Source organism: Collimonas fungivorans Ter331, assembly GCF_000221045.1.
In the GTDB taxonomy this organism is placed as follows: Bacteria; Pseudomonadota; Gammaproteobacteria; order Burkholderiales; family Burkholderiaceae_D; genus Collimonas; species Collimonas fungivorans_A.
Window position 1 is genome coordinate 3,761,166 of the sequence record NC_015856.1, and the last position, 21,326, is coordinate 3,782,491.

The following is a 21,326-nucleotide window of genomic DNA, read 5'->3' on the forward strand; positions in this document are numbered from 1 at the left end:
CCGACCGGCGTCGGAGCAGCGTTGCAGCGAATTATTCGCCGTGCTTTTGGCTGATGATGCTCATGAACTCGCGCCGCGTCGACGGATCGTCGCGGAACGCGCCCAGCATGCGGCTGGTCACCAGGCTGGTGCCTGGTTTGTGGATGCCGCGCGTGGTCATGCATTCATGCGACGCTTCGATCACTACCGCCACGCCTTTCGGCAGCAGCACCTGCTGCAAGGTATCGGCAATCTGCACCGTCATTTTTTCCTGGATCTGCAAACGCTTGGCGAAGATGTCGACCAGCCGCGCCAGTTTCGAAATGCCGACCACGCGCCGGTCCGGCAGGTAAGCCACGTGGGCCTTGCCGATAATCGGCGCCATATGGTGTTCGCAATGGCTCTCGAAACGGATATTGGTCAGCACCACCATCTCGTCGTAGCCCTCGACTTCCGAAAAAGTGGTCGAGAGGATTTCCACCGGGTCCTTGCTGTAACCGGCAAAAAATTCTTCATAAGCCCGCGCCACGCGCGCCGGCGTATCCAGCAGGCCTTCGCGGTCAGGATCGTCGCCGGCCCAGCGCAGCAGGGTGCGGATCGCCGATTCCGCCTCGGCGCGGCTTGGACGTTCTGACAAGGCGCTAGCCGCCGGTACTGGATCTTTTGAGGACATCTGTTTACCTTTTTCTAAAAATTTTACTTGCTCAATACATTTCGGCTGATGCCGACAGTGTAATTCAGCTATGGCATTACTGCATCGCATTCCTCAAAGGTGGGACGATTGCGCAATGCAACATCGAAACTTGCGCCGGTAATAGCCTGTTATTACCTGCCGCACCCTCGCTGTTCCATACTCGACCTTCCCTGCCCCCTCACTGAAGGACTTATCATGAGCGCGAAAAAAATCCTGATCCTGGCCGGCGATTACGTCGAAGATTATGAATTGATGGTGCCGTTCCAGGCGCTGCAGATGGTCGGCCACCAGGTCGACGTGGTGTGCCCGGACAAAGCCGCCGGCGCCCAGGTCCGCACGGCCATCCACGATTTCGAAGGCGACCAGACTTATAGCGAAAAACCCGGCCACAACTTTACCTTGAACGCCGCATTCAGCGACGTCGACGTCAGCCGTTACGACGCCTTGCTGATCCCGGGCGGCCGCGCCCCCGAATATCTGCGCCTGAATCCGCGCGTGATCGAAATCGTCCAGCAATTCCACGCCGCCGACAAGCCGATTGCGGCAGTCTGCCACGGTCCGCAGCTGCTGGCGGCGGCCGGCGTGCTGGAAGGAAAAACCTGTTCCGCCTATTCGGCCTGCGCGCCGGAAGTCAAACTGGCCGGCGGCAAGTATGCGGAAATCGACGTCACCGCCGCCCATCGCGACGGCAACCTGGTGACGGCGCCGGCATGGCCGGCCCATCCGGCCTGGCTGGCGCTGTTCCTGGCTGCATTGGGAACCCGCATCGAGTTATGATGGAGGCCGTGCGACAGCGACAGCTGCCGCACGCCATGACTGTTCAAGAAATGAGGTATGCGATGTGTCAGATTTATGCCCAGGCCGATCCCATCCTGTACGAATCGCGCGCCCGCTCGGTGCGCATCATGGGCGTCATCACCACCATCAAGCTGGAAAACCTGTTCTGGCAAACCCTGGCGGAACTGGCGGCAGACAACGATTTGACCACCAACCAGCTGATCGCCAAGCTGCACGATGAAGTCACCACGCACCTGGGCGAGGCCAGCAATTTCGCCTCTTTCCTGCGCGTCACCTGCCTGCGCTACCAGAGCCTGAAAACCGACGCCGAGCTTGCCACTACGGCAGCCACGGCGGCAACCAAGATCAGCGCTGCAGCTTAGGCAGCTGTCGACAGTTTCAAGCCGATCAGCCCCAGCACGATCAGGCTCACGCTGGCGATGCGCGCCAGGCTGACCGCCTCGCCCAGCAGCACGATGCCGGCAATGAACGATCCTACCGCGCCGATCCCGGTCCATACTGCATAGGCGGTGCCCAGCGGCAGGGTGCGCATGGCGATCGCCAGCAGCCAGATGCTGATGGCCATGCCGACACAAGTAATGAGCGACGGCAAATTGCGCGTAAAACCTTCGGAATATTTGAGGCCGACAGCCCAGATGACTTCCGCTATGCCGGCGAGTACGAGAATGATCCAGGCCATGCGACCTCCATAAAAGATGGGGTCGTCCCCGGTTGAAATACAATGTGCGGCAGCGCCAGGTCGTCCTGGCGCCGGAATGAAACGCGACACCTATTATATTTTTTTTCTGCCATGGCCGCATGCGCAGATTTTTTCAGCCCGACCTCGCCAGTTCTCCCATGACAAAAACCTTTGCCCTGTTCCTCCTGACCGCCATCGCCGAGCTGCTCGGCTGCTATCTACCGATGTTATGGCTCAACAACAAAGGCTCGGCATGGCTGTTGCTGCCGGCGGCCATCAGCCTGACCGCCTTCGTCTGGCTGCTAAGCTTGCATCCGGCTGCCAGCGGCCGCGTGTATGCGGCCTACGGCGCGGTGTATATCGCCACGGCGATTTTCTGGCTGTGGAGCGTCGATGGCATTGCCCCGCGCTGGACCGATCTGCTGGGAGCAGGGTTGGCATTGTCGGGCGCGGCGGTGATCGCCTTGGGCGCGCGCGCCTGACAAGCTCCCGTCATGGCAGCTAGTGCACGCCGATCCATCCCAGGCCAGCGGCAAACACCACATACAGCAGACCGAACAGCGCCAGGATGCCGCCGCTCAGCATGCCCTTGCGCAGCAAAGCGTACAGGCCGAACATCGAGATCATGGTGACGGCGGCGGCCCAGATCAATGCGGGACTCAGCATCCACGGCGTAAAAATCAGCACCAGTGCGGTCGGGATGGTGGCCTGGATCATCATCGCCCCGCTGATATTACTCAAGGCCAGGGTCTGCTTGCCCTGCCGGACCCAGATCACGGCATTCAGGATTTCCGGCAGTTCAGTCGCAATCGGGCTCAGCAGCAAGGCAGTCAGCTGCGGCGAGATGCCGAGCCAGGGAGAAATTTCGCCGAGCTGATGCACGAACAACTGCGAGCTGAGGAAAATCACCACTAGCGCCACCAGCGTCTGCAGCAATGCCCAGCCCAGCACCGGCTGCGGATCGTGAGGACGGAACTTGAGCGGTTCCAGCTCGTGTATCTCGGCGTCGGCATCCTCTTCCTTGCGCATCTCGCCCCAGATATACACACCGTAGGCCAGCAGGAAAAAAGCGCCCAGCCAAGGCTTGATCACAAACGCCACCAGCCCGAGGCCGACCTTGACCACGAAAATCCCGATGAACCAGGCCTGGTCCCGGCTCAACCGCTGCGCGGCGCTGGCCGACAGCAGGATGCTGCCGAGCTTCTTGCGGTTCAGGATGAACATCAGGCCCACCACCGCATACGCGATGGTCGCCAGCACCAGCGGTCCGCCCAGCGCCGCGCCGACGCCGATTTCCCGGTGCGCCGCATCGCGCCCGAACACCACGGCGACAAACGTCACCACGCTTTCCGGCAAGGCCGTGCCGAACGCCGCCAGCACTGTGCCTACCGCACTTTGCGCGATGCCGAGCCGGCGTCCGACCCATTCGATGCTGTTGACGAAATATTCACAGGAAAGATAGATCACCACGGCCGAGCCGAGCAATAGAGCGAAGCTGAGTATCATGGGTGCGCTCCTGCAGGGCAAGCCATGGCAACAGACAAGAAAACAAACAAGGAAAGAAGCGGCTTAGCAAAACTGGCTGTGGCAGCATGCTGGCGCTGCCATTGGCGGTAAATAAGCATTTGGACATCCTGAGGGCCGGGCACTGACGAATGGCGCAACGCCTTCGCCCGGCCGGGTAAAGGGAAGCACCATAGGTCTTGCCAAACCGTGCGGTCGCGCATGCCATGGCGTAAATTGGATACAGCGCCAAGTATGTTGACATGCGCTCTTCGAAAGACTCGAAGGCGGCTACTCCCCTAAGGAGCCGCAATTTTATCACTGAAATATTGCCAGCGGCAACGATAGCCGCGGCATCCTCCAACATTCTCCTGCGCAACAAGCCAGGGTAACAAACGGCTTGGATAACGGATAACAGGCGCAAAAGAGATAAAATGGCGGCTTATTTGTAACGGAGCACATTTTTATGAAATGGGCAGTAGTCAGTATTTTTATTCTGTCGGTGTTGTACGTCCACTTTCGCGGCAAGGCGCGCCTGCCGTTTTTTCGGCAACTGTTCGACCATTCGTCGATCATGGCCCCGCTCAACATCTTCATGTACATGTTTTCCAAAGTGCCGACCAACACGCCCTACCTGCCGACCAGCACCTTCGCCGACCTGAAGATCCTGGAAGACAACTGGGAAACCATACGCGATGAAGCCAAGGGCCTGATCGGCCTGGAAAAAATCCGCGCCGCGGAAAAGAACGACGACGCCGGCTTCAACTCCTTCTTCAAGGCCGGCTGGAAACGCTTCTACCTGAAATGGTACGACGCCAGCCATCCCTCGGCTGAGCAGTTCTGTCCCAAGACCGTGGCCCTGCTGCGCCGCACGCCGAGCGTCAAGGCCGCGATGTTTGCCGAACTCGCGCCCGGCGGCACCCTCAACCCGCACCGCGATCCGTTCGCCGGTTCGCTGCGCTACCACCTGGGCCTGGTCACGCCCAACGACGACCGCTGCTTCATCGAAGTCAACCAGCAGCGCTACAGCTGGCGCGACGGCCAGGGCGTGGTGTTCGACGAAACCTTCATCCACTGGGCGCAGAACGGCTGCGACAGTAACCGCATCATCATCTTTTGCGATATCGAACGACCGATGCGCTACCGCTGGGCGCAGGCGATCAACCGCTGGCTGGGACGCCACATGATGAGCGCGGCGGCGTCGCCCAACGAAACCGGCGACGAAACCGGCGGCATCAACAAGCTGTTCCGTTTTGTCTGGGCCGCTGGCCAATACCGGCGCGCACTGAAAAAATTCAGCAAACCGCTGTACATGTGCATCAAGTTCGGCCTGATTATCGGCGTGGTGCTGGCCATCATTTATCTCTGAACCGCCGCAACTCGCGAACAGTTGACCAAGCCGCCTGCGGGCGGCTTTTTCATGTCCGGCACATGGCCTGCACATGTTGCGTTGCGGTAACAATAATTGATTTTCACAGGTAGACTACCGGTTCTACTTTGCACAAGGAAAACCCATGATGACTCGTTCGCTGATTGCCACAGCCGTCCTATCACTCGCCGCCTGCGCCACCGGTCCGTCGTTCGCACAGGACAGAGGCAGCGACGGCCTCGCCGAATCGAATGCGCAGAACCGTCCGGTCAAGGTCATGATCATCACCATGTTCGGCCCTGAAGGTCAGGCCTGGCTGGACCGCCTCGGCCCCTGGAAAACCGTTGCGGTGCCGGGCCTGTCGCCCGACTATCCGAACGTTAACTGCAACAAGCAGGATGTCTGCGTGATCACCACCGGCATGGGCTACGCCAATGCCTCGGCATCGATCATGGCGCTGACGTTCTCGTCGCGCTTCGACCTGCGCCACACCTACTTCCTGATCTCCGGCATTGCCGGCGTCGATCCAGCACGCGGCACCGTCGGTTCGGCGGCCTGGGCCAAATACCTGGTCGATTTCGGCATCCAGTGGGAAATCGATGCGCGCGAAATCCCGGCCGGCTGGAAGACCGGCTATCTCGGCATCAACACCAAGAGCCCCACCGAAAAACCGCCGCTCGACTATCGCAACGAAGTATTCCAGCTGAATCCGAAACTGGCCGACGCCGCGTTTGCCTTGTCGCGCAATGCCGTGCTGGCCGACAGCGCGCAGGCGCAGGTAGCGCGCTCCAAGTTCAGTTATGCACCGGCCAACCAGCCGCCGTCGGTAGTCCAGTGCGACATCGCTTCCGGCAACACCTGGTGGTCAGGCACCCTGCTGGGCGAACGCGCGCGCGAATGGACCAAGATCCTGACCGACAACAAGGGCGTGTATTGCATGACGGCGCAGGAAGACAATGCCACTTTTGAGGCGTTGAAGCGCGCGTCGAGCATCAAGCGCGTAGACCTGAATCGCGTGGCGGCCCTGCGCACCGGGTCGGATTTTGACCGGCCTTACCAGGGACAGACCAGCGCCGACAACCTGCTCAACTATGCGGACCAGGGCGGTTTCGTGCCGGCCACCGAGAACTTGTATCGGGCGGGGAATCCGTTGGTGCAGGATATCGTCACGCATTGGGGCGAGTGGCGGGATGGTGTGCCGCATCGGTGAGTATTGTCTGTATAAACTCCAAGCCGCCTTTGGCGGCTTTTTTTACGTCTGGACATTTTTATCCACGCTCTCAAGCCCATACGCAATTCCGAAACCGTTTTCAGACATTTTCCTCTATCGCACAAGTCAAATATTCATGACATTCAAGCACTCGAAATCCTTTGAATTTCAACTACTCCTCATGAATCGCCGATGCACAAAAATACACAAAATTATCATAAATTGTGTAGTTTTGTGTATAATAATATGAACAGCACACACATCATCAGGCAACTGAAAGCGGCCGGCTGGAAGCATGTTTCCACCCGTGGCAGCCACCACAAATACCGTCATCCCGTCACCGGAAAATCGGTAATTGTTCCGCATCCGAAGAAAGACCTGGCCCTGGGAACCGCCGAGAGCATCCTGAAACTCGCTGGACTGAAATGAGGACAAAATGTTATATCCGCTTTATGTATGGAAGGACAAAGACAGCGCTTATGGCGCCCGCTTCCCGGATCTGCCGGGCGTGTTTACCGCCGCCGACGAATTGAACGATCTTCCGGCAATGGCGCAGGAAGCTGCTGAAACCATGTATGAGGGTGAAGCGCATATTCCCGAGGCGTCATCCATCGAGAAATGGAGGGATATGGCGGACTACGCTGGCGGTTTCTGGATGCTGGTCAATATCGATCGCTCGAAAATCAACACCAAGCCTGTGCGGCTCAACATCTCCTTACCGGAAAACCTTTTACGCGACATCGATGCATTCGCCAAATCGCATCAGTTGACCCGATCCGGATTCCTGGCCCAAGCCGCGCTGAAAGCAATGGCCCAATAACTTCTGCATGCAGTCGGCGCCCTTCGCGACGTCCTGCTGATGCCAATCCATTCGGATTGCTTAGTCCACGTTCGAAACTGGAATGTGAATAAAATACTAATATTATTTAGTATTGAAGATCTAAGATATCGCCAAAAATATGGTTTAGAATTGCCTTTCGGAATTATTTTCCATCGATTCCCGATGTGCCGCAGACGCCTGAGGTCTACCCGATAGTCCCGCATTTACGCCACACATTCCACTTGATGGACTTCCGGTTTCACTCCGCTCGCGAGCGGAGCCAGCAGCGTCAACCTAGGCTTCACTTTTTTAACTAAGGGGCAAAACCATGGCAATCGACGTATATCTGCAAATCGACGGCATCAAAGGGGAATCCACCGACGACATCCATAAGGACTGGATCGAGTGCAAATCGGTGCAATGGGAAGTGCTGCAGCCGAAATCGGCCACTGCATCCACCGCGGGCGGCCATACCGCCGAGCGTTGCGAGCACAAGGATATCGTGATCACCAAGCTGGCCGACCTGGCTTCGCCGCTGCTGCTGCAAAACTGCTCGTCGGGCAAGACTATTCCAAAAGCGAAATTCGAATTCCTGCGCGCCGACGGCAAGGGCGAACGAATCCGCTATTTCGAGATCGAGCTGGAAAACCTGCTGATTTCCGATGTCGCGCCGTCCGTCACGGAAGGCAGTGTGCTGAGCGAAACCGTCAGCCTGAAGTACTCCAAGGTCAAATGGAAATATACCCAGCAAAAAATCGCCGGCGGCTCGGGCGGCAACACTTCGGGCGGCTGGGATCTGTCGACCAACAAGGTCGCGTAATTTCACCGCACAAACAAAAAGAGCCGTGGCAGCCACGGCTCTTTTTTAACCCCTGCTTTCCTGTCAGCCGCGCGCCGGCAATATCTTGCCGCTGACTGCACCGAAGCCGATGCGGTAACCGTCGCCCTGGCACCAGCCTGTCATCCCTACTTCATCGCCGTCCTGGATAAAACTGCGCTGCACGCCGTCCGCCAGGGCCAGCGGGTTCTTGCCGTTCCAGGTCAGTTCCAGCAGGCTGCCGAACGATTCCGGCGTGCTGCCGCTGATGGTGCCTGAACCCATCAGGTCGCCGATGCGGGTGTTGCAGCCCGAGACCGTGTGGTGCGCCAGTTGCTGCACCATGGTCCAGTACATGGCTTTGAAATTGGTGCGGCAGATGGTTTGCGCTGCGGCGGTTTCAGCCGGCTTGAGCGAGACTTCCAGCGTAATGTCGTAGCCATTCTTGCCGTTCTGTCGCAGGTAAGGGAGCGGCTCAGGCTGCTGCGCCGGACTGGCGACGCGGAACGGCTCCAATGCATCCAGCGTGACTACCCATGGCGAAATGGAAGTGGCGAACGATTTGCTGTTGAACGGTCCGAGCGGCACATATTCCCATTGCTGCAGGTCGCGCGCGCTCCAGTCGTTGAGCAGGACCATGCCGAAGATATGCTGTTCCGCATTGGCGATGTCGATCGGTTCGCCCAATGCGTTAGGCTGGCCGATGATGAAGCCGGTTTCCAGTTCGAAGTCGAGCTTGCGGCAGGCGCCGAAGATTGGCGCGTCGGCGGCCGGCAGTTTAAGCTGGCCCATCGGCCGCTGCAGCGGCGTGCCGCTGACCACCACCGAGCTGGCGCGGCCGTTGTAGCCGATCGGGATGTGCAGCCAGTTCGGCAGCAGCGCGTTGGCGGGGTCGCGGAACATGGAGCCGACGTTGGTGGCGTGTTCTTTCGACGAATAGAAATCGGTGTAGCCAGGAATGTCCAGCGGCAGGTGCATGGTTGCCTGGTCCTGGGCGATGAATGCCTTGGCGCGCAGGGCCTGGTTGTCGCGCAGCTGCAGGTTGTCATCGCGCAGCAGTTCGCTGACGGCGGCGCGGGTGCTGCGCCAGGTTGGACGGCCCAATGCGATGAACGGGTTCAGGCTGGCCTTGCGGAACACTTCTGCGTTGACGCTGAGCAAACCGGCTTCAGCCAGTGCGGCCAGGTCCACTATCTGGTCGCCGATTGCAACGCCGACGCGCGCAGCTGGATTGGCTGCATCGCTGAACACGCCAAACGGTAAATTCTGGATCGGAAAATGCGACTCCGCCGGAGTCGGGATAAAGGATTTCAGCGCGGGATCGTTGGTTTGCATGGTGTCTGTTTTCATTAAGGTTGACCGTTGAAATGCTTTTGCAGGCCGTGCCAGCATTGCAGGTAGTCTTTCTGCAGCAGCGGCGTCGCCAGTGCATAAGGCGTCGGATGAATCACGTAGCGGCTTTCAAACATGAAGGCCATTGTATTGTCGATGCGGTGCGGCGCCAACGTCGCGCTGGATGCCTTGTCGAAAGTCGCCGCGTCCGGGCCGTGGCCGCTCATGCAGTTGTGCAGGCTGCCGCCGCCGGGGGTGAAGCCGTCGGCCTTGGCGTCGTAGGCGCCGAGGATCAGGCCCATGTATTCGCTCATGACGTTGCGGTGGAACCATGGCGGCCGGAAGGTGTGTTCGGCCACCATCCAACGCGGCGGGAAAATCACGAAATCGACATTCGCGGTGCCGTGGGTATCCGAGGGCGAGGTCAGCACCGTGAAGATGGATGGATCGGGATGATCGAAACTGACCGTGTTGATGGTGTTGAACAGGCTCAGGTCGTATTTATAGGGTACGTAGTTGCCATGCCAGGCCACCACGTCCAGCGGCGAATGGCCGATGCGCGCGGTCCATAGCTTCCCGCCGAACTTGGCCAGCAGCTGGAACTCGCCTTCCCTGTTTTCATAAGCCGCCACTGGCGCCTGGAAATCGCGCGCATTGGCCAGGCCGTTGGAACCGATCGGACCCAGTTCCGGCAGCTGGAACGCCGCGCCATAGTTCTCGCAGATATAACCGCGCGCGCTGCCATCCGGCAGTTCGATGCGGAAACGCATGCCGCGCGGGATCACCACGATTTCGCCCGGCTTGACTTCCAGCACGCCGAGTTCGGTCCGGGCCAGCAGGCGCCCCAGCTGCGGCACGATCAGCAGTTCGCCGTCGGCATCGTAAAAGAAACGGTCATGCATGGAACGGTTCGCTGCATACAGGTGGATCGCCATCCCGGCCTGGGCGGCCGCATCGCCGTTGCCGGCGAAAGTAACGATGCCATCGATGAAATCGACAGCCTGGCCGTCGGCCGGCATCGGCAACGGATTCCAGCGCAGCTGGTCGGGCGGCGTATCGACCTGGGTGAACGGGCCGCTGGCCAACAAAGGCTGCGACACCTTTTCAAAGGCATGATGCATCGCGCCCGGGCGGATGCGGTACAGCCACGAGCGCCGGTTGTGTGCGCGCGGCGCGGTGAATGCGGTGCCGGACAGCTGCTCCGCGTACAGGCCGTAAGGCGCTTTCTGCGGCGAATTCTGGGTGGCCGGCAAGGCGCCGGGCAAGGCTTCGCTGGCGAAATCGTTGCAGAATCCCGATTGGTAAAGGAAGGTGTTTTCCATGGGTCTTATCCTTGGTTCAATTAATGCGCAACGACGGCTTGCGCTTTGCTGCGGAGAGAAGTTTCCTGCATCAGCATCAGCATCACCGCCGACACCAGCGCCGGCACCGCCAGCACGATGAAGATGGTGCTGTTGGGCCAGTTCAGGCGGATCAGCTCGCCGCCCAGCACCGGGCCGACGATGGAACCGATGCGGCCGACGCCCAGGCTCCAGCCGATGCCGGTGGAACGCAAGGTGGTCGGGTAGTAAGTACCTGCCAGCGCATTGACCGCCGGCTGGCCGCCGACAATGCAGAAGCCGGCGACGAAGATGCTGGCAAACAGGAACAGCAACGAAATTTCGGGACGGCCGATCAGGAATACTGCCAGGCCCGCGACCAGGAACACCGGGATCAGCACGCGGCGGAAACCGGAGCGGTCGATCAGCTGGCCCATGATCAGGGTGCCGAGCGTGCCGCCGATCTGCAGGGTGGTGCCGGCCATCACCGCGGTGGCGGTCGAGAGGCCGGCGTCCTTGACAATCGTCGGCAGCCAGTTCGACAGGAAATACAGGTTAACCAGGTTCATGAAATTGATGATCCACAACAGGATCGTGACCTTGGCCCGGCCCTCCTGGAACAGCTGCAGCATGGGCGCGCCCTTGCCGGCTTTTTCGTTGACGACGTAACGGGTGTCCTGGTCGATCACGACCACGGGATCGATACGGCGCAGCCACTTGCCGACCTGCTCCAGCCGCTTGCCGCGCAAGACCAGAAACTGCATCGACTCTGGCAGCAGGAAAATCATCAGCACGCCGATCACCAGCGGCACCACGCCGCCGACATGGAATACCGACTGCCAGCCGAAACGCGGGATCAGCGCCGCCGACAGCAAGCCGCCCAGCACCGCGCCCAGCGTAAAACCGCAGGACACCAGCATCATCAGGGTTACGCGCTTGCGCACCGGGCTGTACTCGCCGGCCAGCGCCATCGCATTCGGCATGATCGCCCCCAGCCCGAGTCCGGTAATAAAACGCAAGGCGATCAGCTGCTCCACGCTCGCGGCCAGCGGCGTCAGCAGCATGCAGGCGGCGAAGAACAAGGTGGCGGCGATCAGCACCGGACGGCGGCCGATGCGGTCGGCCAGGATGCTGAACGCCAGTGAACCGAGCAGCATGCCGAACAGGCCGGCGCCGAACACCGGCCCGAGGTTGGCCTTGGCGATGCCCCATTCCTGGATGATGGCAGGCGCCACATAGCCCATGGCCTGGACGTCGAAACCGTCGATGATCAGGCAGATGGCGCACAGCGCCAGCATGATGATCTGGAAGCTGCCGATGCGGCTGCGGTCGATCAGGGCGGGAATATCAATCGGGCTGCTATTTGTCGCAATCGCCATGCGTGTCTCCGGATAAGTTGGCGCCGTATCAATAACGATCTACGATCTGCTTTTCCGCATTATCATCCTTTTTATTATTCAGAAAAATAGGCAATAATTAAAATCATTTTTTAATTAACTTAAATAATATAAAATCATCATCATGGACAGGCTGGAATCGTTACGGGTGTTTTGCCAGGTGGTGGAACTGAACAGCTTCAGCCGCGCGGCTGAACAGCTGGAGATGTCGAACGCCACCATCACCAACCATATCGCCGCCCTCGAACGGCATTTCGGCGTGCGCCTGCTGAACCGCACCACCCGCAAGATTTCGCTGACCGACGATGGCCACAGCTGTTACCAGCGCGCGCAACGCCTGCTGGGCGACATGAGCGAACTGGAAGACGGACTGCAAGGCCGGCGCGTGACGCCGCAAGGCATCTTGCGCGTCGATGTGCCGACCGTGATTGCGCGCATTTACCTGGCGCCGGCCCTGTCGCGTTTTGCCGAACTGTATCCGGAACTGTCGATCAGGCTGAATGTGGGCGACCGCATGGTCGACATGGTGGAGGGCCGCGGCGATGTCTGGATCCGGATCGGCGAACTGAAGGATTCGAGCATGGTGGCGCGCCGCATCTACCAGACCCGCAACCTGTGCTGCGCCTCGCCCGCTTTCCTGGCGCAGCACGGCGTCCCGCAGACGCCGCAGCAACTCGGCGATTTCCGCTGCCTGGCGTTCATCCACCCCAACAGCGGCCAGAACGTGCCGTGGACCTTCAGCAAGGGCAAGCAGGAATTAAGCTGGGCGCCGCCCGCCAATATCGCGATCAACCACGCGGAAACCCTGATCCATGCGGCCGCCAGCGGCGCCGGCATCGTCCAGCTGCTGACGCTGTCGCTCAATCCGCAGATCCGCGCCGGCCTGCTGGCGCCAGTATTGGCGGACTGGGCCACGCCGGGGCCGCCGGTGTCGGTGGTGTATCACCAGAGCCATCAGTTGTCGGCCAAGGTGAGGGTTTTTGTCGATTTTGTTACAGAGCTGTTTGCCGCTATCGATTAGAGTTTCGTACCATTTTGTTTTTTAGCCAGGAGAGAAGTCATGCATTGGGTCTATCTATTGATCGCCATCGTCGCCGAAGTGATTGCCACCAGTGCCCTGAAAGCCAGCGCCGAATTCACGCGGCTACTGCCGTCGATCGTGGTGGTGGTGGGTTACCTGACCGCCTTCTATTTCCTGTCGCTGACCTTGCGCACCTTGCCGGTGGCGATCGTGTATGCGATGTGGTCGGGCATCGGCATTGCGCTGATCGCGCTGGTCGGCTGGCTGTTCCTGAAGCAGAGCCTGGATGCCGCGGCTCTGCTCGGCATCGGCCTGATCGTTTCCGGCGTGCTGGTGCTGAACGTATTTTCGAAGTCGGTCTCGCACTAAGCCGGCTTCATGTCTGCCACAGCGGCGGTTCATCCATCAGCGCGATCTGCTCGCGCAACTCCAGCACCCGGTCCTGCCAGTAGCGCTGGGTATTGAACCAGGGGAAGGCCACGGCGAAAGCCGGGTCGTCCCAGCGCCGCGCTATCCATGCTGCGTAATGGATCAGGCGCAAGGTGCGCAGTGCCTCGATCAGGTATAGCTCGCGCGTATCGAAATCGCAGAAATCTTCATAACCGGCCAGCAAAGAACCCATCTGCTGCACCATGTCGCGCCGCTCGCCCGACAGCAGCATCCACAGATCCTGTACCGCCGGCCCCATGCGGCTGTCGTCGAAGTCGACGAAGTGCGGTCCGGCGTCGGTCCACAATACATTGCTGCCGTGGCAATCGCCATGCAGGCGCAAGGCGCCGACGCTGCCGGCGCGTTCGAAACAGCGGCGTACGCCATCAAGCGCTTGGGTCACGGTGCTGCGATAGGCTTCCAGCAGATCCTCCGGCACAAAGCCGTTGGCCAACAAGAAAGCGCTAGGTTCTTCGCCGAAACTGACGATGTCCAGGGTCGGCCGGTGCTGGTAGCCGCGGAGCGCGCCGACTGCATGAATGCGGCCGAGGAAGCGGCCCAGCCATTCCAGCGTGGCGCTGTCCTCCAGTTCCGGCGCGCGGCCGCCGTGGCGCGGAAACACGGCAAAACGAAAGCCGTCGAACTGATGCAGGGTGCGCCCGTCTCCCGCCGCCCATGCGGCTACCACCGGAATCTCGCGTTCCACCAGCTCCTGCACGAAACCGTGCTCTTCCAGGATGGCTTCGTCGCTCCAGCGCTGCGGCCGGTAGAACTTGGCCACCAGCGGCGGCCCTTGCTCCATGCCGATCTGGTACACGCGGTTTTCATAGCTGTTGAGCGCCAGCAGGCGGCCGTCGCCGTGCAAGCCGATGCTGTCGAGCGCGTCCAGCACGGTGTCGGGAGTCAGGGTAGAGAATGAAGCGGGGCTTGGGATAGTCATGTCGGCTATTGTAAGCGCCAGCGGCCTGTTCACCGCATCGATTACACTAATACTCTTGCATCGTTCACTATTGCCGGGAGCAGCTTGTGCCAGCCATCGCCCTCAACCACTACAACCTGCGCGCGCCGCGTGCGCTGTTATTGCAGCTGAAGGAATTCTATTGCGAAGTGATCGGCCTGCAAGCCGGCGCGCGGCCGCCTTTCGACAATTTCGGATTCTGGCTGTATGCCGGCGACCAGGCCGTGCTGCACCTGAGCGAAGCGCGCGCCGGCGATATCCGGCATACCGATACGGCCACCACCTTCGATCATGTCGCCTTCAGCTGCGTCGATCCGGAGCAAATGGAAGCTTGCCTGCAAGCGCATGCACTGCCTTACCAAGTGGCGTTTGTGCCGACTATGCAGCAAAAACAGATCTTCTTGCGCGATCCGGCCGGGAACGGCGTGGAATTGAATTTCGCGCATTTAAGCTAATAAATAAGCTAATAAATAAGCTAATAAATAAGCTAGTAAATAAGCTAGCAAATAAGTTAAATAGCAAATCGCGCTTTCGGAGCGCTTCTCCAGGCAACATCGTTTTACGATATCGCTTCCTTGCCTGACAGTCCGCGCCCATGCATGCGTTATCGCCCAATGTTTCGCCCATCCTCGCCAGATTCCTGAGTACCCTGCTGCTTTGCCTCTTTTTCGGCCGGCCATCCATCGCAGCGCCGGCGACGCCTCCCGCAGCACCGCCGCTGATGCTGGCCAATATCTACCATCCCGGTATCACCCTGGCCGACTATTGGGTCAGCGAAAAACTGGACGGCGTGCGCGGCTACTGGGACGGCGAGAAATTGCTGACGCGCGGCGGCCAGCGGATAAACGCCCCGCCCTGGTTCACCGCCGGCTGGCCAAAAACGCCGCTGGACGGTGAACTCTGGGCCGGCCGCCAACAGTTCAGCCATGCGGTTTCCACCGTACGCCGCGAGATGCCCGACGATGCCGCCTGGCGCCGCATGCGCTTCATGGTGTTTGACCTGCCGGCGCATCCCGGCAGTTTCGACCAACGCCTGGCCGCCTTGCAAAGCACGCTCGCCAAACTTGCCGTCCCCTGGCTGCAGCCGGTGGCGCAGAGCAAGCTGAACGACCACGCGGCCTTACGGCGTTTGCTGCAGCAAACCGTCAGGCAAGGCGGCGAAGGCTTGATGCTGCACCGGGGCGCGTCGCTGTACCGGGCGCAACGCAGCGACGACCTGCTCAAGGTAAAAACCCATGAAGATGCCGAAGCCAGGGTCATCGCCCACCTGCCCGGCAAGGGGAAATACCAGGGCATGCTGGGCGCTTTGCTGGTGGAAACGCCGGACGGCCTGCGTTTCAAGCTCGGCAGCGGCTTCAGCGACGAGCAGCGGCGCCGGCCTCCGGCCCTTGGCAGCGTCGTGACTTACCGCTTCCGTGGCTTGAACGACAGCGGCATACCGCGCTTCGCCAGCTTCATGCGGGTCTACGAACAACAGTAGTTGTTGCGGCGCTATGCCGCATCGAGATACAGGGCCATGCGTTCTTCGTCATGAAACTGCCCGTCTATGTACAGGGCCCGGTGGTCGATGCCGCAAGAAACAAATCCCAGTTTGGCATACAGCGCCCGGGCGCGAGGATTGACGGTATTGACTTTCAAGTCCAGCTGGACCAGTTCCGGGATAGCCCTCGCATGGGCGATAACCGCCTCGAACATGCCTTGCGCCGCGCCGCTGGCGCGCGCCTCTGGCGTGACATAGACGCCGACGACGGTGGCCCGGTGATAAATCTTGGAACGGGAGTCGCGCACCAAACCGACGGTGCCGACCAGGACCTCGCCTTGAAACGCGCCGTAAATCACCTGAAAAGGACCCGCTTTCAAACGCGCCGCCATCTGCTCTTCCGGCACCGCGCTTTCTTCCTCAAGCGTGGGTACGAATGAAGACGGCGAGTCAAGAATGGATTCCAGCCTCAGCTGGCGGTAGGAAGCAAGGTCTGCCGGGGTTAATGCTCTGATTTTCATATAAGATGAACCGATATGGATAAACTTGTCACAGGATAAATGATTGTTCGCCGGCAAGCAGCGCGAATATTTTCCAGCCCTCAGCCATTTCAATCGTAAAATCCGTATCCCCATTTCCATTGTAAATTTAAGCGGCCAATTCCATGAATCTCGACGAACCCCTCTCAGACAAAGAATTTGACGAACTGGACGACTTCCTGTTGTCCGATCGTTGTGCTGAAGACAGCATGACCATGGATACCCTGCACGGCTACCTGACGGCGCTGGTGATCGGTCCGGAGCAGGTGTTGCTGGGCGAATGGCTGCCGCATGTGTGGGGGCCATCGCTGAAGGATGCGCCGAAATTCAAGTCCGACAAGGAATATGAAAAGATCGTCGGCCTGATAGCGCGCTACATGAATGAAATCGCGGTCACGCTGGAAGTCGCGCCGAAAGAATACGAACCGCTGTTTTGCGAACAGGAATACGAAGGCAAGTCGCTGCTCGATGGCGAAGCCTGGACCTGGGGTTTCTGGGAAGGCATCAACCTGCGCGCCAAAGCCTGGGAGCCGATCTGGCATTCCAACCTGGCGACGGTGGTGCGACCGATCTACCTGCTGGGCGCCGAAGAGCTGGAAGAAGAGGAAATGGCGCTGCGCGAAGACCCGGTGCAGCGCCACAAGCTGGCGGTGGAAGTGGAAGCGGCGATTCCGGAAATCTACCGCTATTGGCTGCCGCACCGTAAATCCGCAGTGACCACCATCCAGCGCGAAACGCCGAAAGTCGGCCGCAATGACGAATGCCCTTGCGGCAGCGGCAAGAAATTCAAGAAATGCTGCGGCGTCGATTCAAAGGAAGATTAAGCAGGACGGCGGATGGCTGGTCATCCGCCTTGCTACGGCATTATTCCTTGATGAAATGCTCGCGGTAATAGCGCAGCTCTTCAATCGATTCGATGATGTCCGCCAGCGCGGTATGCTTCTGGTGCTTCTTGAAACCGCTGGCCAGTTCCGGCTTCCAGCGGCGGCACAGTTCCTTCAGGGTCGACACGTCCAGGTTGCGGTAGTGGAAAAATGCCTCCAGCTTGGGCATGCCGCGCGCCATGAAGCGGCGGTCCTGGCAAATGGTGTTGCCGCACATGGGAGACTTGCCGTTCGGCACGTATTTCTTCAGGAACTCGATCAGGGCCAGTTCGGCCTCGCTTTCGGTCACGGTCGAGTTTTTCACTTTTTCGATCAGGCCGGAGCGGCCGTGGGTGCCCTTGTTCCAGGCATCCATGCCATCCATGATTTCGTCCGCCTGATGGATTGCAAATACCGGGCCTTCGGCCAGGATGTTCAGTTGCGGATCTGTCACCACCACCGCTACTTCAATGATGCGGTCGCTGTCCGGATTGAGGCCGGTCATTTCCATGTCGACCCAGATCAGGTTGAATTCGTTAGGCCGCACCGGCGCCGCTGGAATTGCGGTGGTAGCGGCGATGGCAGTAGATACGTCGGCGGCTTGTGACATAATTGTTCTCTTCGTTATATTTAGCTAAGACAGGCCCGGCGTTTGTTTGCGCAAGCCATAGAACGGCTATTTTCTCACATAGGGACTACATGTCTTCATTTGCATTTTCGGTTTTGTTTGTGGTTTTCCTGGCAATCACCCTGGTGGTGCGCTTTTGGCTGAGTTCGCGCCAGATCCGGCATGTTTTGGCCCATCGCAGCGCGGTGCCGGCTGAATTCGCCGAAAAGATCCCGCTGGCGGCCCACCAGCGCGCTGCCGACTATACCGTCGCCAAGACCAAATTCGGCCTGTTTTCGATGCTGGTGAGCGCCGCCGTGCTGATCGGCTTCACCCTGCTGGGCGGTTTGCAATGGCTGTCCAGCGCCATGTTCAACTGGGCCGGTCCCGGCATGGTCTATCAGATTGGCCTGCTGGTGGCGTTTGCCTTGATTTCCGGCCTGATCGACCTGCCTCTCGATTATTACAAGCAATTCGTGCTCGAAGCCCGTTTCGGGTTCAACAAGATGACGGTCAAGCTGTTTTTCGCCGACATGCTGAAGAGCAGCCTGATCGGCGCCGCCATCGGCCTGCCGCTGATCTGGGTGATATTGCAGCTGATGGCGAAGTCGGGCGGCCTCTGGTGGTTCTACGCCTGGCTGGTGTTCAGCGCTTTCCAGCTGCTGATGCTGGTGCTGTTCCCGACCGTGATCGCACCGCTGTTCAACAAATTCACCCCGCTCAACGACGACAGCCTGCGCGACCGCATCGAAGGCTTGATGAAACGGGTCGGCTTCGCCTCCAAGGGCCTGTTCGTGATGGATGGCTCCAAGCGCAGCGCCCACGGCAACGCCTACTTCTCGGGCTTCGGCGCCGGCAAGCGCATCGTGTTTTTCGATACCCTGCTGGCGCGCCTGGCGCCGCATGAGATTGAAGCAGTGCTGGCGCACGAATTGGGCCATTTCAAGCTGAAGCACATCGTCAAGCGGATTGTCGTGATGTTCGCGATTTCGCTGGCGTTCCTGGCCTTGCTCGGTTACCTGAAGCAGCAACTGTGGTTCTACACCGGCCTCGGCGTCAATCCGCTGCTGCTGGCCGACCTCAGCAACAACGATGCGATGGCGCTGATCCTGTTCATGCTGGCGCTGCCGATCTTCACTTTCCTGCTGTCGCCGCTGTCGTCGATCAGTTCGCGCAAACACGAATTCGAAGCCGACGCCTTCGCCGCCAAGCACACCGACGCCAACGACCTGGTGGCGGCGCTGGTCAAGCTGTATGAAGACAATGCCTCGACCCTGACGCCGGATCCGCTGCACTCGGCGTTTTACGACTCGCACCCGCCAGCTTCGGTGCGCATCAACAAGTTGGCCAGTAAGTTGATCAACAAGCCATCGGTCGCCCATGGCTGAGCACAATAAGCAGGACCGCAAGCAGCACAGCAACCAGGCCGGCAGCGGCCTGGTGATCGCCGCCCATGGCCGGCACTATCTGGTGCAAGCAACCATAGAAGGCAAATCGCTGAAACTGCAATGCGTCACGCGCGGCAAGAAAAGCGATGTCGCCGTCGGCGACCGCGTGCAACTGAAGCTGACCTCGCCCAACCAGGGCGTGATCGAAGCCATCGATGAGCGCCGCAGCCTGCTGTACCGCTCCGACCAGTACAAATCCAAGCTGCTCGCCGCCAACGTCACCCAGCTGTTCATCGTGGTAGCGACCGAGCCGGGTTTTGCCGACGATCTGATTTCACGTGCGCTGGTGGCGGCGGAAGCGGCCGGCGTCACCGCCCACATCGTGCTGAACAAGACCGATATCGTCGAGGCGCTGGAGAAAACCCGGCAACGGCTGCACATGTATGCCGCCCTCGGTTATCCGGTGCACGAAGTGTCGGCGCGCGCCTTCCCGGAACAGACCTGCGCCACGCTGGCGCCCCTGCTGGCGGGCCAGTCGACCATCCTGATCGGCCAGTCCGGCATGGGCAAGTCGTCGCTGATCAACCTGATCGTGCCGGACGCCGACATCGCCGTGCGCGAGATCTCCGCCGCCCTCGACACCGGCAAGCACACCACAACCTTCACCCGCCTATATGAAATGGACATGGCCGATACCAGCCTGGACGGCCATCCGGCCAACATCATCGATTCGCCGGGCTTCCAGGAATTCGGCCTGTACCAGCTGAGCGAAGGCATGCTGGAGCGCGCCTTCGTCGAATTCTCGCCCTACCTCGGCAAATGCAAGTTTTACAATTGCCACCACCTAATCGAACCGAGCTGCGCCGTGCTGGAAGCCGTCAAGGAAAACAAGATAGCGGCCATGCGCCACCAGCTGTACGTGCAGTTGCTGCACGAATCGTCGCAAAAGCTGTATTGATTGCCAAAAACACCATCTTTTGATGGGTATCTTTTCTACTGAAATCCCTTATAATTGAAGCACTTATTTCATTTCTAAGCCAATCTCAGGCACTCTGTCCAGGTACGCTGGATACGCGCGGACGGCATTACAGTAGTTGTTTTAAAAATGGAATTCCAACTATCGGCGGCAGTCGCCACAGCGGCCGCCGTTTTCATTTATGGCAATCAAACATTACCTGCAGTTTTCTGATTTTTCGCTGGACGAATACGAGTACGTGATTGAACGTAGCCGTCTCATCAAACGCAAATTCAAGAATTACGAACCGCACTACACGCTGCTCGACCGCACGCTGGTGATGGTGTTCGAGAAAAACTCGACCCGCACCCGCCTTTCGTTCGAAGCCGGCATGCACCAGCTGGGCGGCGCCGCCATTTACCTCAACACGCGCGACAGCCAGCTTGGCCGCGGCGAACCGGTGGAAGATGCGGCGCAGGTCATGTCGCGCATGTGCGACGTCATCATGATCCGTACTTTCGGCCAGGACATCATCGAGCGCTTCGCCACCCATTCGCGGGTGCCGGTGATCAACGGCCTGACCAACGAGCAGCATCCCTGCCAGGTGCTGGCCGACGTCTTTACCTATATCGAGCATCGCGGCTCCATCGCCGGCAAGAAAGTGGCCTGGATCGGCGACGCCAACAACATGCTGTACTCCTGGCTGCAAGCGGCCCAGGTATTCGGTTTCCACGTCAATGTCTCGACCCCCAAGGGCTACGATATCGATCCGGGCCAGGTGGCCGCCGACAACCAGCGCTACACCTTCTTCGCCAACCCGTCCGACGCCTGCGAAGGGGCCGACCTGGTCACCACCGACGTCTGGACCAGCATGGGTTACGAAGACGAAAACACAGCGCGCCTGAAAGCCTTCGACGGCTGGATCGTCGACCAGGCCAAGATGCAGCGCGCCCAGCCGGACGCCTTGTTCATGCACTGCCTGCCGGCGCATCGCGGCGAGGAAGTCGCGGCCGAAGTGATCGACGGCCCGCAATCGGTAGTCTGGGATGAAGCCGAGAACCGCCTGCATGTGCAAAAGGCCCTGCTCGAATATCTGGTGCTCGGAAAAGTGGATCAATAGTACAAAACCGCGGTACAAACAGCACAACCCCAGTCACAACAACCCACAC

At 59.6% G+C, this 21,326-nt stretch carries 25 protein-coding genes and 1 riboswitch; of the genes, 16 read left to right on the forward strand and 9 right to left on the reverse strand.

The window, feature by feature from the left end; genetic code table 11:
- Positions 1-31: 31 nt before the first annotated feature.
- Complete coding sequence (folE, locus tag CFU_RS16560; protein ID WP_041742224.1) at positions 32-652, reverse strand: GTP cyclohydrolase I FolE; 621 nt, start codon at positions 650-652, stop codon at positions 32-34.
- 216 nt (positions 653-868) lie between these two features.
- On the opposite strand from folE, the gene CFU_RS16565 reads away from it, so the two are divergent.
- On the forward strand, positions 869-1,450 hold the full coding sequence (locus tag CFU_RS16565; RefSeq protein WP_014007186.1) for a DJ-1/PfpI family protein: 582 nt from the start codon (positions 869-871) through the stop codon (positions 1,448-1,450).
- Positions 1,451-1,512: 62 nt separating this feature from the next.
- Positions 1,513-1,833 carry a ribbon-helix-helix domain-containing protein gene (locus CFU_RS16570; protein ID WP_041742225.1) on the forward strand — a complete coding sequence of 107 codons (321 nt, stop codon included), beginning with the start codon at positions 1,513-1,515 and terminating at the stop codon, positions 1,831-1,833.
- On the opposite strand, the gene sugE is transcribed toward CFU_RS16570, so the two are convergent.
- Entirely contained in the window at positions 1,830-2,150 is a 321-nt protein-coding gene (gene sugE / locus CFU_RS16575; protein WP_041742226.1) for a quaternary ammonium compound efflux SMR transporter SugE, read from the reverse strand. The two genes, CFU_RS16570 and sugE, sit on opposite strands and share 4 nt — an antisense overlap.
- 158 nt (positions 2,151-2,308) lie before the next feature.
- On the opposite strand from sugE, the gene CFU_RS16580 reads away from it, so the two are divergent.
- Positions 2,309-2,632, forward strand: coding sequence for a YnfA family protein (locus CFU_RS16580; protein WP_041742227.1), 324 nt, complete (start codon positions 2,309-2,311; stop codon positions 2,630-2,632).
- A 19-nt stretch (positions 2,633-2,651) separates the two neighbouring features.
- Here the strand turns inward: CFU_RS16580 and CFU_RS16585 are convergent, their stop codons facing one another.
- Positions 2,652-3,656, reverse strand: a complete 1,005-nt coding sequence (locus CFU_RS16585; RefSeq protein WP_041742228.1) for a sodium:calcium antiporter — start codon at positions 3,654-3,656, stop codon at positions 2,652-2,654.
- 130 nt (positions 3,657-3,786) lie between these two features.
- Positions 3,787-3,958: riboswitch (yybP-ykoY riboswitch) on the reverse strand.
- 161 nt (positions 3,959-4,119) lie between these two features.
- Between CFU_RS16585 and lpxO the strand changes: the two genes are divergently transcribed.
- The 5 genes from lpxO to CFU_RS16610 all read left to right on the forward strand — a co-directional run bounded on the left by lpxO (position 4,120) and on the right by CFU_RS16610 (position 7,872).
- The gene (gene lpxO, locus CFU_RS16590) at positions 4,120-5,022 is read left to right on the forward strand and encodes a lipid A hydroxylase LpxO (protein ID WP_014007191.1); all 903 of its coding nucleotides are present in this window, start codon (positions 4,120-4,122) and stop codon (positions 5,020-5,022) included.
- A 145-nt stretch (positions 5,023-5,167) separates the two neighbouring features.
- Positions 5,168-6,232, forward strand: coding sequence for a purine-nucleoside phosphorylase (locus tag CFU_RS16595; RefSeq protein ID WP_014007192.1), 1,065 nt, complete (start codon positions 5,168-5,170; stop codon positions 6,230-6,232).
- A 246-nt stretch (positions 6,233-6,478) separates the two neighbouring features.
- Positions 6,479-6,661, forward strand: coding sequence for a type II toxin-antitoxin system HicA family toxin (locus tag CFU_RS16600; protein ID WP_041743605.1), 183 nt, complete (start codon positions 6,479-6,481; stop codon positions 6,659-6,661).
- A 7-nt stretch (positions 6,662-6,668) separates the two neighbouring features.
- Positions 6,669-7,052 (forward strand): type II toxin-antitoxin system HicB family antitoxin, encoded by a 384-nt coding sequence (locus CFU_RS16605; RefSeq protein WP_014007193.1) that lies wholly within the window; start codon positions 6,669-6,671, stop codon positions 7,050-7,052.
- 328 nt (positions 7,053-7,380) lie between these two features.
- Complete coding sequence (locus CFU_RS16610; protein WP_014007194.1) at positions 7,381-7,872, forward strand: Hcp family type VI secretion system effector; 492 nt, start codon at positions 7,381-7,383, stop codon at positions 7,870-7,872.
- Positions 7,873-7,935: 63 nt separating this feature from the next.
- On the opposite strand, the gene fahA is transcribed toward CFU_RS16610, so the two are convergent.
- Genes fahA through CFU_RS16625 form a run of 3 tightly spaced genes read right to left on the reverse strand, consistent with a single transcriptional unit; the run spans position 7,936 to position 11,899 of the window.
- The gene (gene fahA, locus CFU_RS16615) at positions 7,936-9,219 is read right to left on the reverse strand and encodes a fumarylacetoacetase (protein WP_041742229.1); all 1,284 of its coding nucleotides are present in this window, start codon (positions 9,217-9,219) and stop codon (positions 7,936-7,938) included.
- Positions 9,219-10,523, reverse strand: coding sequence for a homogentisate 1,2-dioxygenase (gene hmgA / locus CFU_RS16620; protein WP_014007196.1), 1,305 nt, complete (start codon positions 10,521-10,523; stop codon positions 9,219-9,221). Before hmgA ends, fahA begins: the two co-directional genes overlap by 1 nt.
- A 20-nt stretch (positions 10,524-10,543) precedes the next feature.
- Positions 10,544-11,899: an MFS transporter gene (locus CFU_RS16625; protein ID WP_014007197.1), complete on the reverse strand. Its 1,356-nt coding sequence runs from the start codon at positions 11,897-11,899 to the stop codon at positions 10,544-10,546.
- A gap of 142 nt (positions 11,900-12,041) precedes the next feature.
- Between CFU_RS16625 and CFU_RS16630 the strand changes: the two genes are divergently transcribed.
- Both CFU_RS16630 and CFU_RS16635 read left to right on the forward strand, forming a co-directional pair.
- Complete coding sequence (locus tag CFU_RS16630) at positions 12,042-12,938, forward strand: LysR family transcriptional regulator (protein WP_014007198.1); 897 nt, start codon at positions 12,042-12,044, stop codon at positions 12,936-12,938.
- 39 nt (positions 12,939-12,977) lie between these two features.
- A complete protein-coding gene (locus CFU_RS16635; protein ID WP_014007199.1) occupies positions 12,978-13,307 on the forward strand; it encodes a DMT family transporter in 330 nt (109 codons plus the stop codon).
- 7 nt (positions 13,308-13,314) lie between these two features.
- On the opposite strand, the gene CFU_RS16640 is transcribed toward CFU_RS16635, so the two are convergent.
- Positions 13,315-14,307 carry a serine/threonine protein kinase gene (locus CFU_RS16640; RefSeq protein ID WP_041742230.1) on the reverse strand — a complete coding sequence of 331 codons (993 nt, stop codon included), beginning with the start codon at positions 14,305-14,307 and terminating at the stop codon, positions 13,315-13,317.
- Between the two features lie 86 nt (positions 14,308-14,393).
- On the opposite strand from CFU_RS16640, the gene CFU_RS16645 reads away from it, so the two are divergent.
- Together CFU_RS16645 and CFU_RS16650 are read left to right on the forward strand one after the other, a co-directional pair.
- Positions 14,394-14,780, forward strand: a complete 387-nt coding sequence (locus CFU_RS16645) for a VOC family protein (RefSeq protein WP_014007201.1) — start codon at positions 14,394-14,396, stop codon at positions 14,778-14,780.
- A 140-nt stretch (positions 14,781-14,920) separates the two neighbouring features.
- The gene (locus CFU_RS16650) at positions 14,921-15,805 is read left to right on the forward strand and encodes a DNA ligase (protein ID WP_014007202.1); all 885 of its coding nucleotides are present in this window, start codon (positions 14,921-14,923) and stop codon (positions 15,803-15,805) included.
- Positions 15,806-15,816: 11 nt separating this feature from the next.
- On the opposite strand, the gene CFU_RS23965 is transcribed toward CFU_RS16650, so the two are convergent.
- Positions 15,817-16,326 carry a GNAT family N-acetyltransferase gene (locus CFU_RS23965; protein ID WP_041742231.1) on the reverse strand — a complete coding sequence of 170 codons (510 nt, stop codon included), beginning with the start codon at positions 16,324-16,326 and terminating at the stop codon, positions 15,817-15,819.
- A gap of 143 nt (positions 16,327-16,469) precedes the next feature.
- On the opposite strand from CFU_RS23965, the gene CFU_RS16660 reads away from it, so the two are divergent.
- Positions 16,470-17,168: a UPF0149 family protein gene (locus CFU_RS16660; RefSeq protein WP_014007204.1), complete on the forward strand. Its 699-nt coding sequence runs from the start codon at positions 16,470-16,472 to the stop codon at positions 17,166-17,168.
- Positions 17,169-17,208: 40 nt separating this feature from the next.
- Here CFU_RS16660 and orn read toward each other — a convergent pair whose 3' ends face one another.
- Positions 17,209-17,817, reverse strand: a complete 609-nt coding sequence (gene orn / locus CFU_RS16665) for an oligoribonuclease (protein WP_014007205.1) — start codon at positions 17,815-17,817, stop codon at positions 17,209-17,211.
- An 89-nt stretch (positions 17,818-17,906) separates the two neighbouring features.
- On the opposite strand from orn, the gene CFU_RS16670 reads away from it, so the two are divergent.
- The 3 genes from CFU_RS16670 to argF all read left to right on the forward strand — a co-directional run bounded on the left by CFU_RS16670 (position 17,907) and on the right by argF (position 21,277).
- On the forward strand, positions 17,907-19,202 hold the full coding sequence (locus CFU_RS16670; RefSeq protein ID WP_041742232.1) for a M48 family metallopeptidase: 1,296 nt from the start codon (positions 17,907-17,909) through the stop codon (positions 19,200-19,202).
- Positions 19,195-20,160 (forward strand): ribosome small subunit-dependent GTPase A, encoded by a 966-nt coding sequence (gene rsgA / locus CFU_RS16675; protein WP_014007207.1) that lies wholly within the window; start codon positions 19,195-19,197, stop codon positions 20,158-20,160. Before CFU_RS16670 ends, rsgA begins: the two co-directional genes overlap by 8 nt.
- 199 nt (positions 20,161-20,359) lie before the next feature.
- Positions 20,360-21,277 carry an ornithine carbamoyltransferase gene (argF, locus tag CFU_RS16680; protein WP_014007208.1) on the forward strand — a complete coding sequence of 306 codons (918 nt, stop codon included), beginning with the start codon at positions 20,360-20,362 and terminating at the stop codon, positions 21,275-21,277.
- Positions 21,278-21,326 lie beyond the last annotated feature (49 nt).

Excerpts from the sequence above, each read along its gene's own strand:
- fahA (WP_041742229.1), bottom strand. The coding sequence starts at position 9,219 with ATGAAAACAGACACCATGCAAACCAACGATCCCGCGCTGAAATCCTTT.
- rsgA (WP_014007207.1), top strand. The coding sequence starts at position 19,195 with ATGGCTGAGCACAATAAGCAGGACCGCAAGCAGCACAGCAACCAGGCC.
- CFU_RS23965 (WP_041742231.1), bottom strand. The coding sequence starts at position 16,326 with ATGAAAATCAGAGCATTAACCCCGGCAGACCTTGCTTCCTACCGCCAG.
- CFU_RS16605 (WP_014007193.1), top strand. The coding sequence starts at position 6,669 with ATGTTATATCCGCTTTATGTATGGAAGGACAAAGACAGCGCTTATGGC.
- CFU_RS16570 (WP_041742225.1), top strand. The coding sequence starts at position 1,513 with ATGTGTCAGATTTATGCCCAGGCCGATCCCATCCTGTACGAATCGCGC.
- CFU_RS16610 (WP_014007194.1), top strand. The coding sequence starts at position 7,381 with ATGGCAATCGACGTATATCTGCAAATCGACGGCATCAAAGGGGAATCC.
- CFU_RS16660 (WP_014007204.1), top strand. The coding sequence starts at position 16,470 with ATGAATCTCGACGAACCCCTCTCAGACAAAGAATTTGACGAACTGGAC.
- CFU_RS16625 (WP_014007197.1), bottom strand. The coding sequence starts at position 11,899 with ATGGCGATTGCGACAAATAGCAGCCCGATTGATATTCCCGCCCTGATC.
- hmgA (WP_014007196.1), bottom strand. The coding sequence starts at position 10,523 with ATGGAAAACACCTTCCTTTACCAATCGGGATTCTGCAACGATTTCGCC.
- CFU_RS16565 (WP_014007186.1), top strand. The coding sequence starts at position 869 with ATGAGCGCGAAAAAAATCCTGATCCTGGCCGGCGATTACGTCGAAGAT.
- CFU_RS16670 (WP_041742232.1), top strand. The coding sequence starts at position 17,907 with ATGTCTTCATTTGCATTTTCGGTTTTGTTTGTGGTTTTCCTGGCAATC.
- lpxO (WP_014007191.1), top strand. The coding sequence starts at position 4,120 with ATGAAATGGGCAGTAGTCAGTATTTTTATTCTGTCGGTGTTGTACGTC.
- folE (WP_041742224.1), bottom strand. The coding sequence starts at position 652 with ATGTCCTCAAAAGATCCAGTACCGGCGGCTAGCGCCTTGTCAGAACGT.
- CFU_RS16585 (WP_041742228.1), bottom strand. The coding sequence starts at position 3,656 with ATGATACTCAGCTTCGCTCTATTGCTCGGCTCGGCCGTGGTGATCTAT.
- CFU_RS16580 (WP_041742227.1), top strand. The coding sequence starts at position 2,309 with ATGACAAAAACCTTTGCCCTGTTCCTCCTGACCGCCATCGCCGAGCTG.
- CFU_RS16640 (WP_041742230.1), bottom strand. The coding sequence starts at position 14,307 with ATGACTATCCCAAGCCCCGCTTCATTCTCTACCCTGACTCCCGACACC.
- CFU_RS16630 (WP_014007198.1), top strand. The coding sequence starts at position 12,042 with ATGGACAGGCTGGAATCGTTACGGGTGTTTTGCCAGGTGGTGGAACTG.
- orn (WP_014007205.1), bottom strand. The coding sequence starts at position 17,817 with ATGTCACAAGCCGCCGACGTATCTACTGCCATCGCCGCTACCACCGCA.
- CFU_RS16600 (WP_041743605.1), top strand. The coding sequence starts at position 6,479 with ATGAACAGCACACACATCATCAGGCAACTGAAAGCGGCCGGCTGGAAG.
- CFU_RS16635 (WP_014007199.1), top strand. The coding sequence starts at position 12,978 with ATGCATTGGGTCTATCTATTGATCGCCATCGTCGCCGAAGTGATTGCC.
- sugE (WP_041742226.1), bottom strand. The coding sequence starts at position 2,150 with ATGGCCTGGATCATTCTCGTACTCGCCGGCATAGCGGAAGTCATCTGG.
- CFU_RS16595 (WP_014007192.1), top strand. The coding sequence starts at position 5,168 with ATGATGACTCGTTCGCTGATTGCCACAGCCGTCCTATCACTCGCCGCC.
- CFU_RS16650 (WP_014007202.1), top strand. The coding sequence starts at position 14,921 with ATGCATGCGTTATCGCCCAATGTTTCGCCCATCCTCGCCAGATTCCTG.
- argF (WP_014007208.1), top strand. The coding sequence starts at position 20,360 with ATGGCAATCAAACATTACCTGCAGTTTTCTGATTTTTCGCTGGACGAA.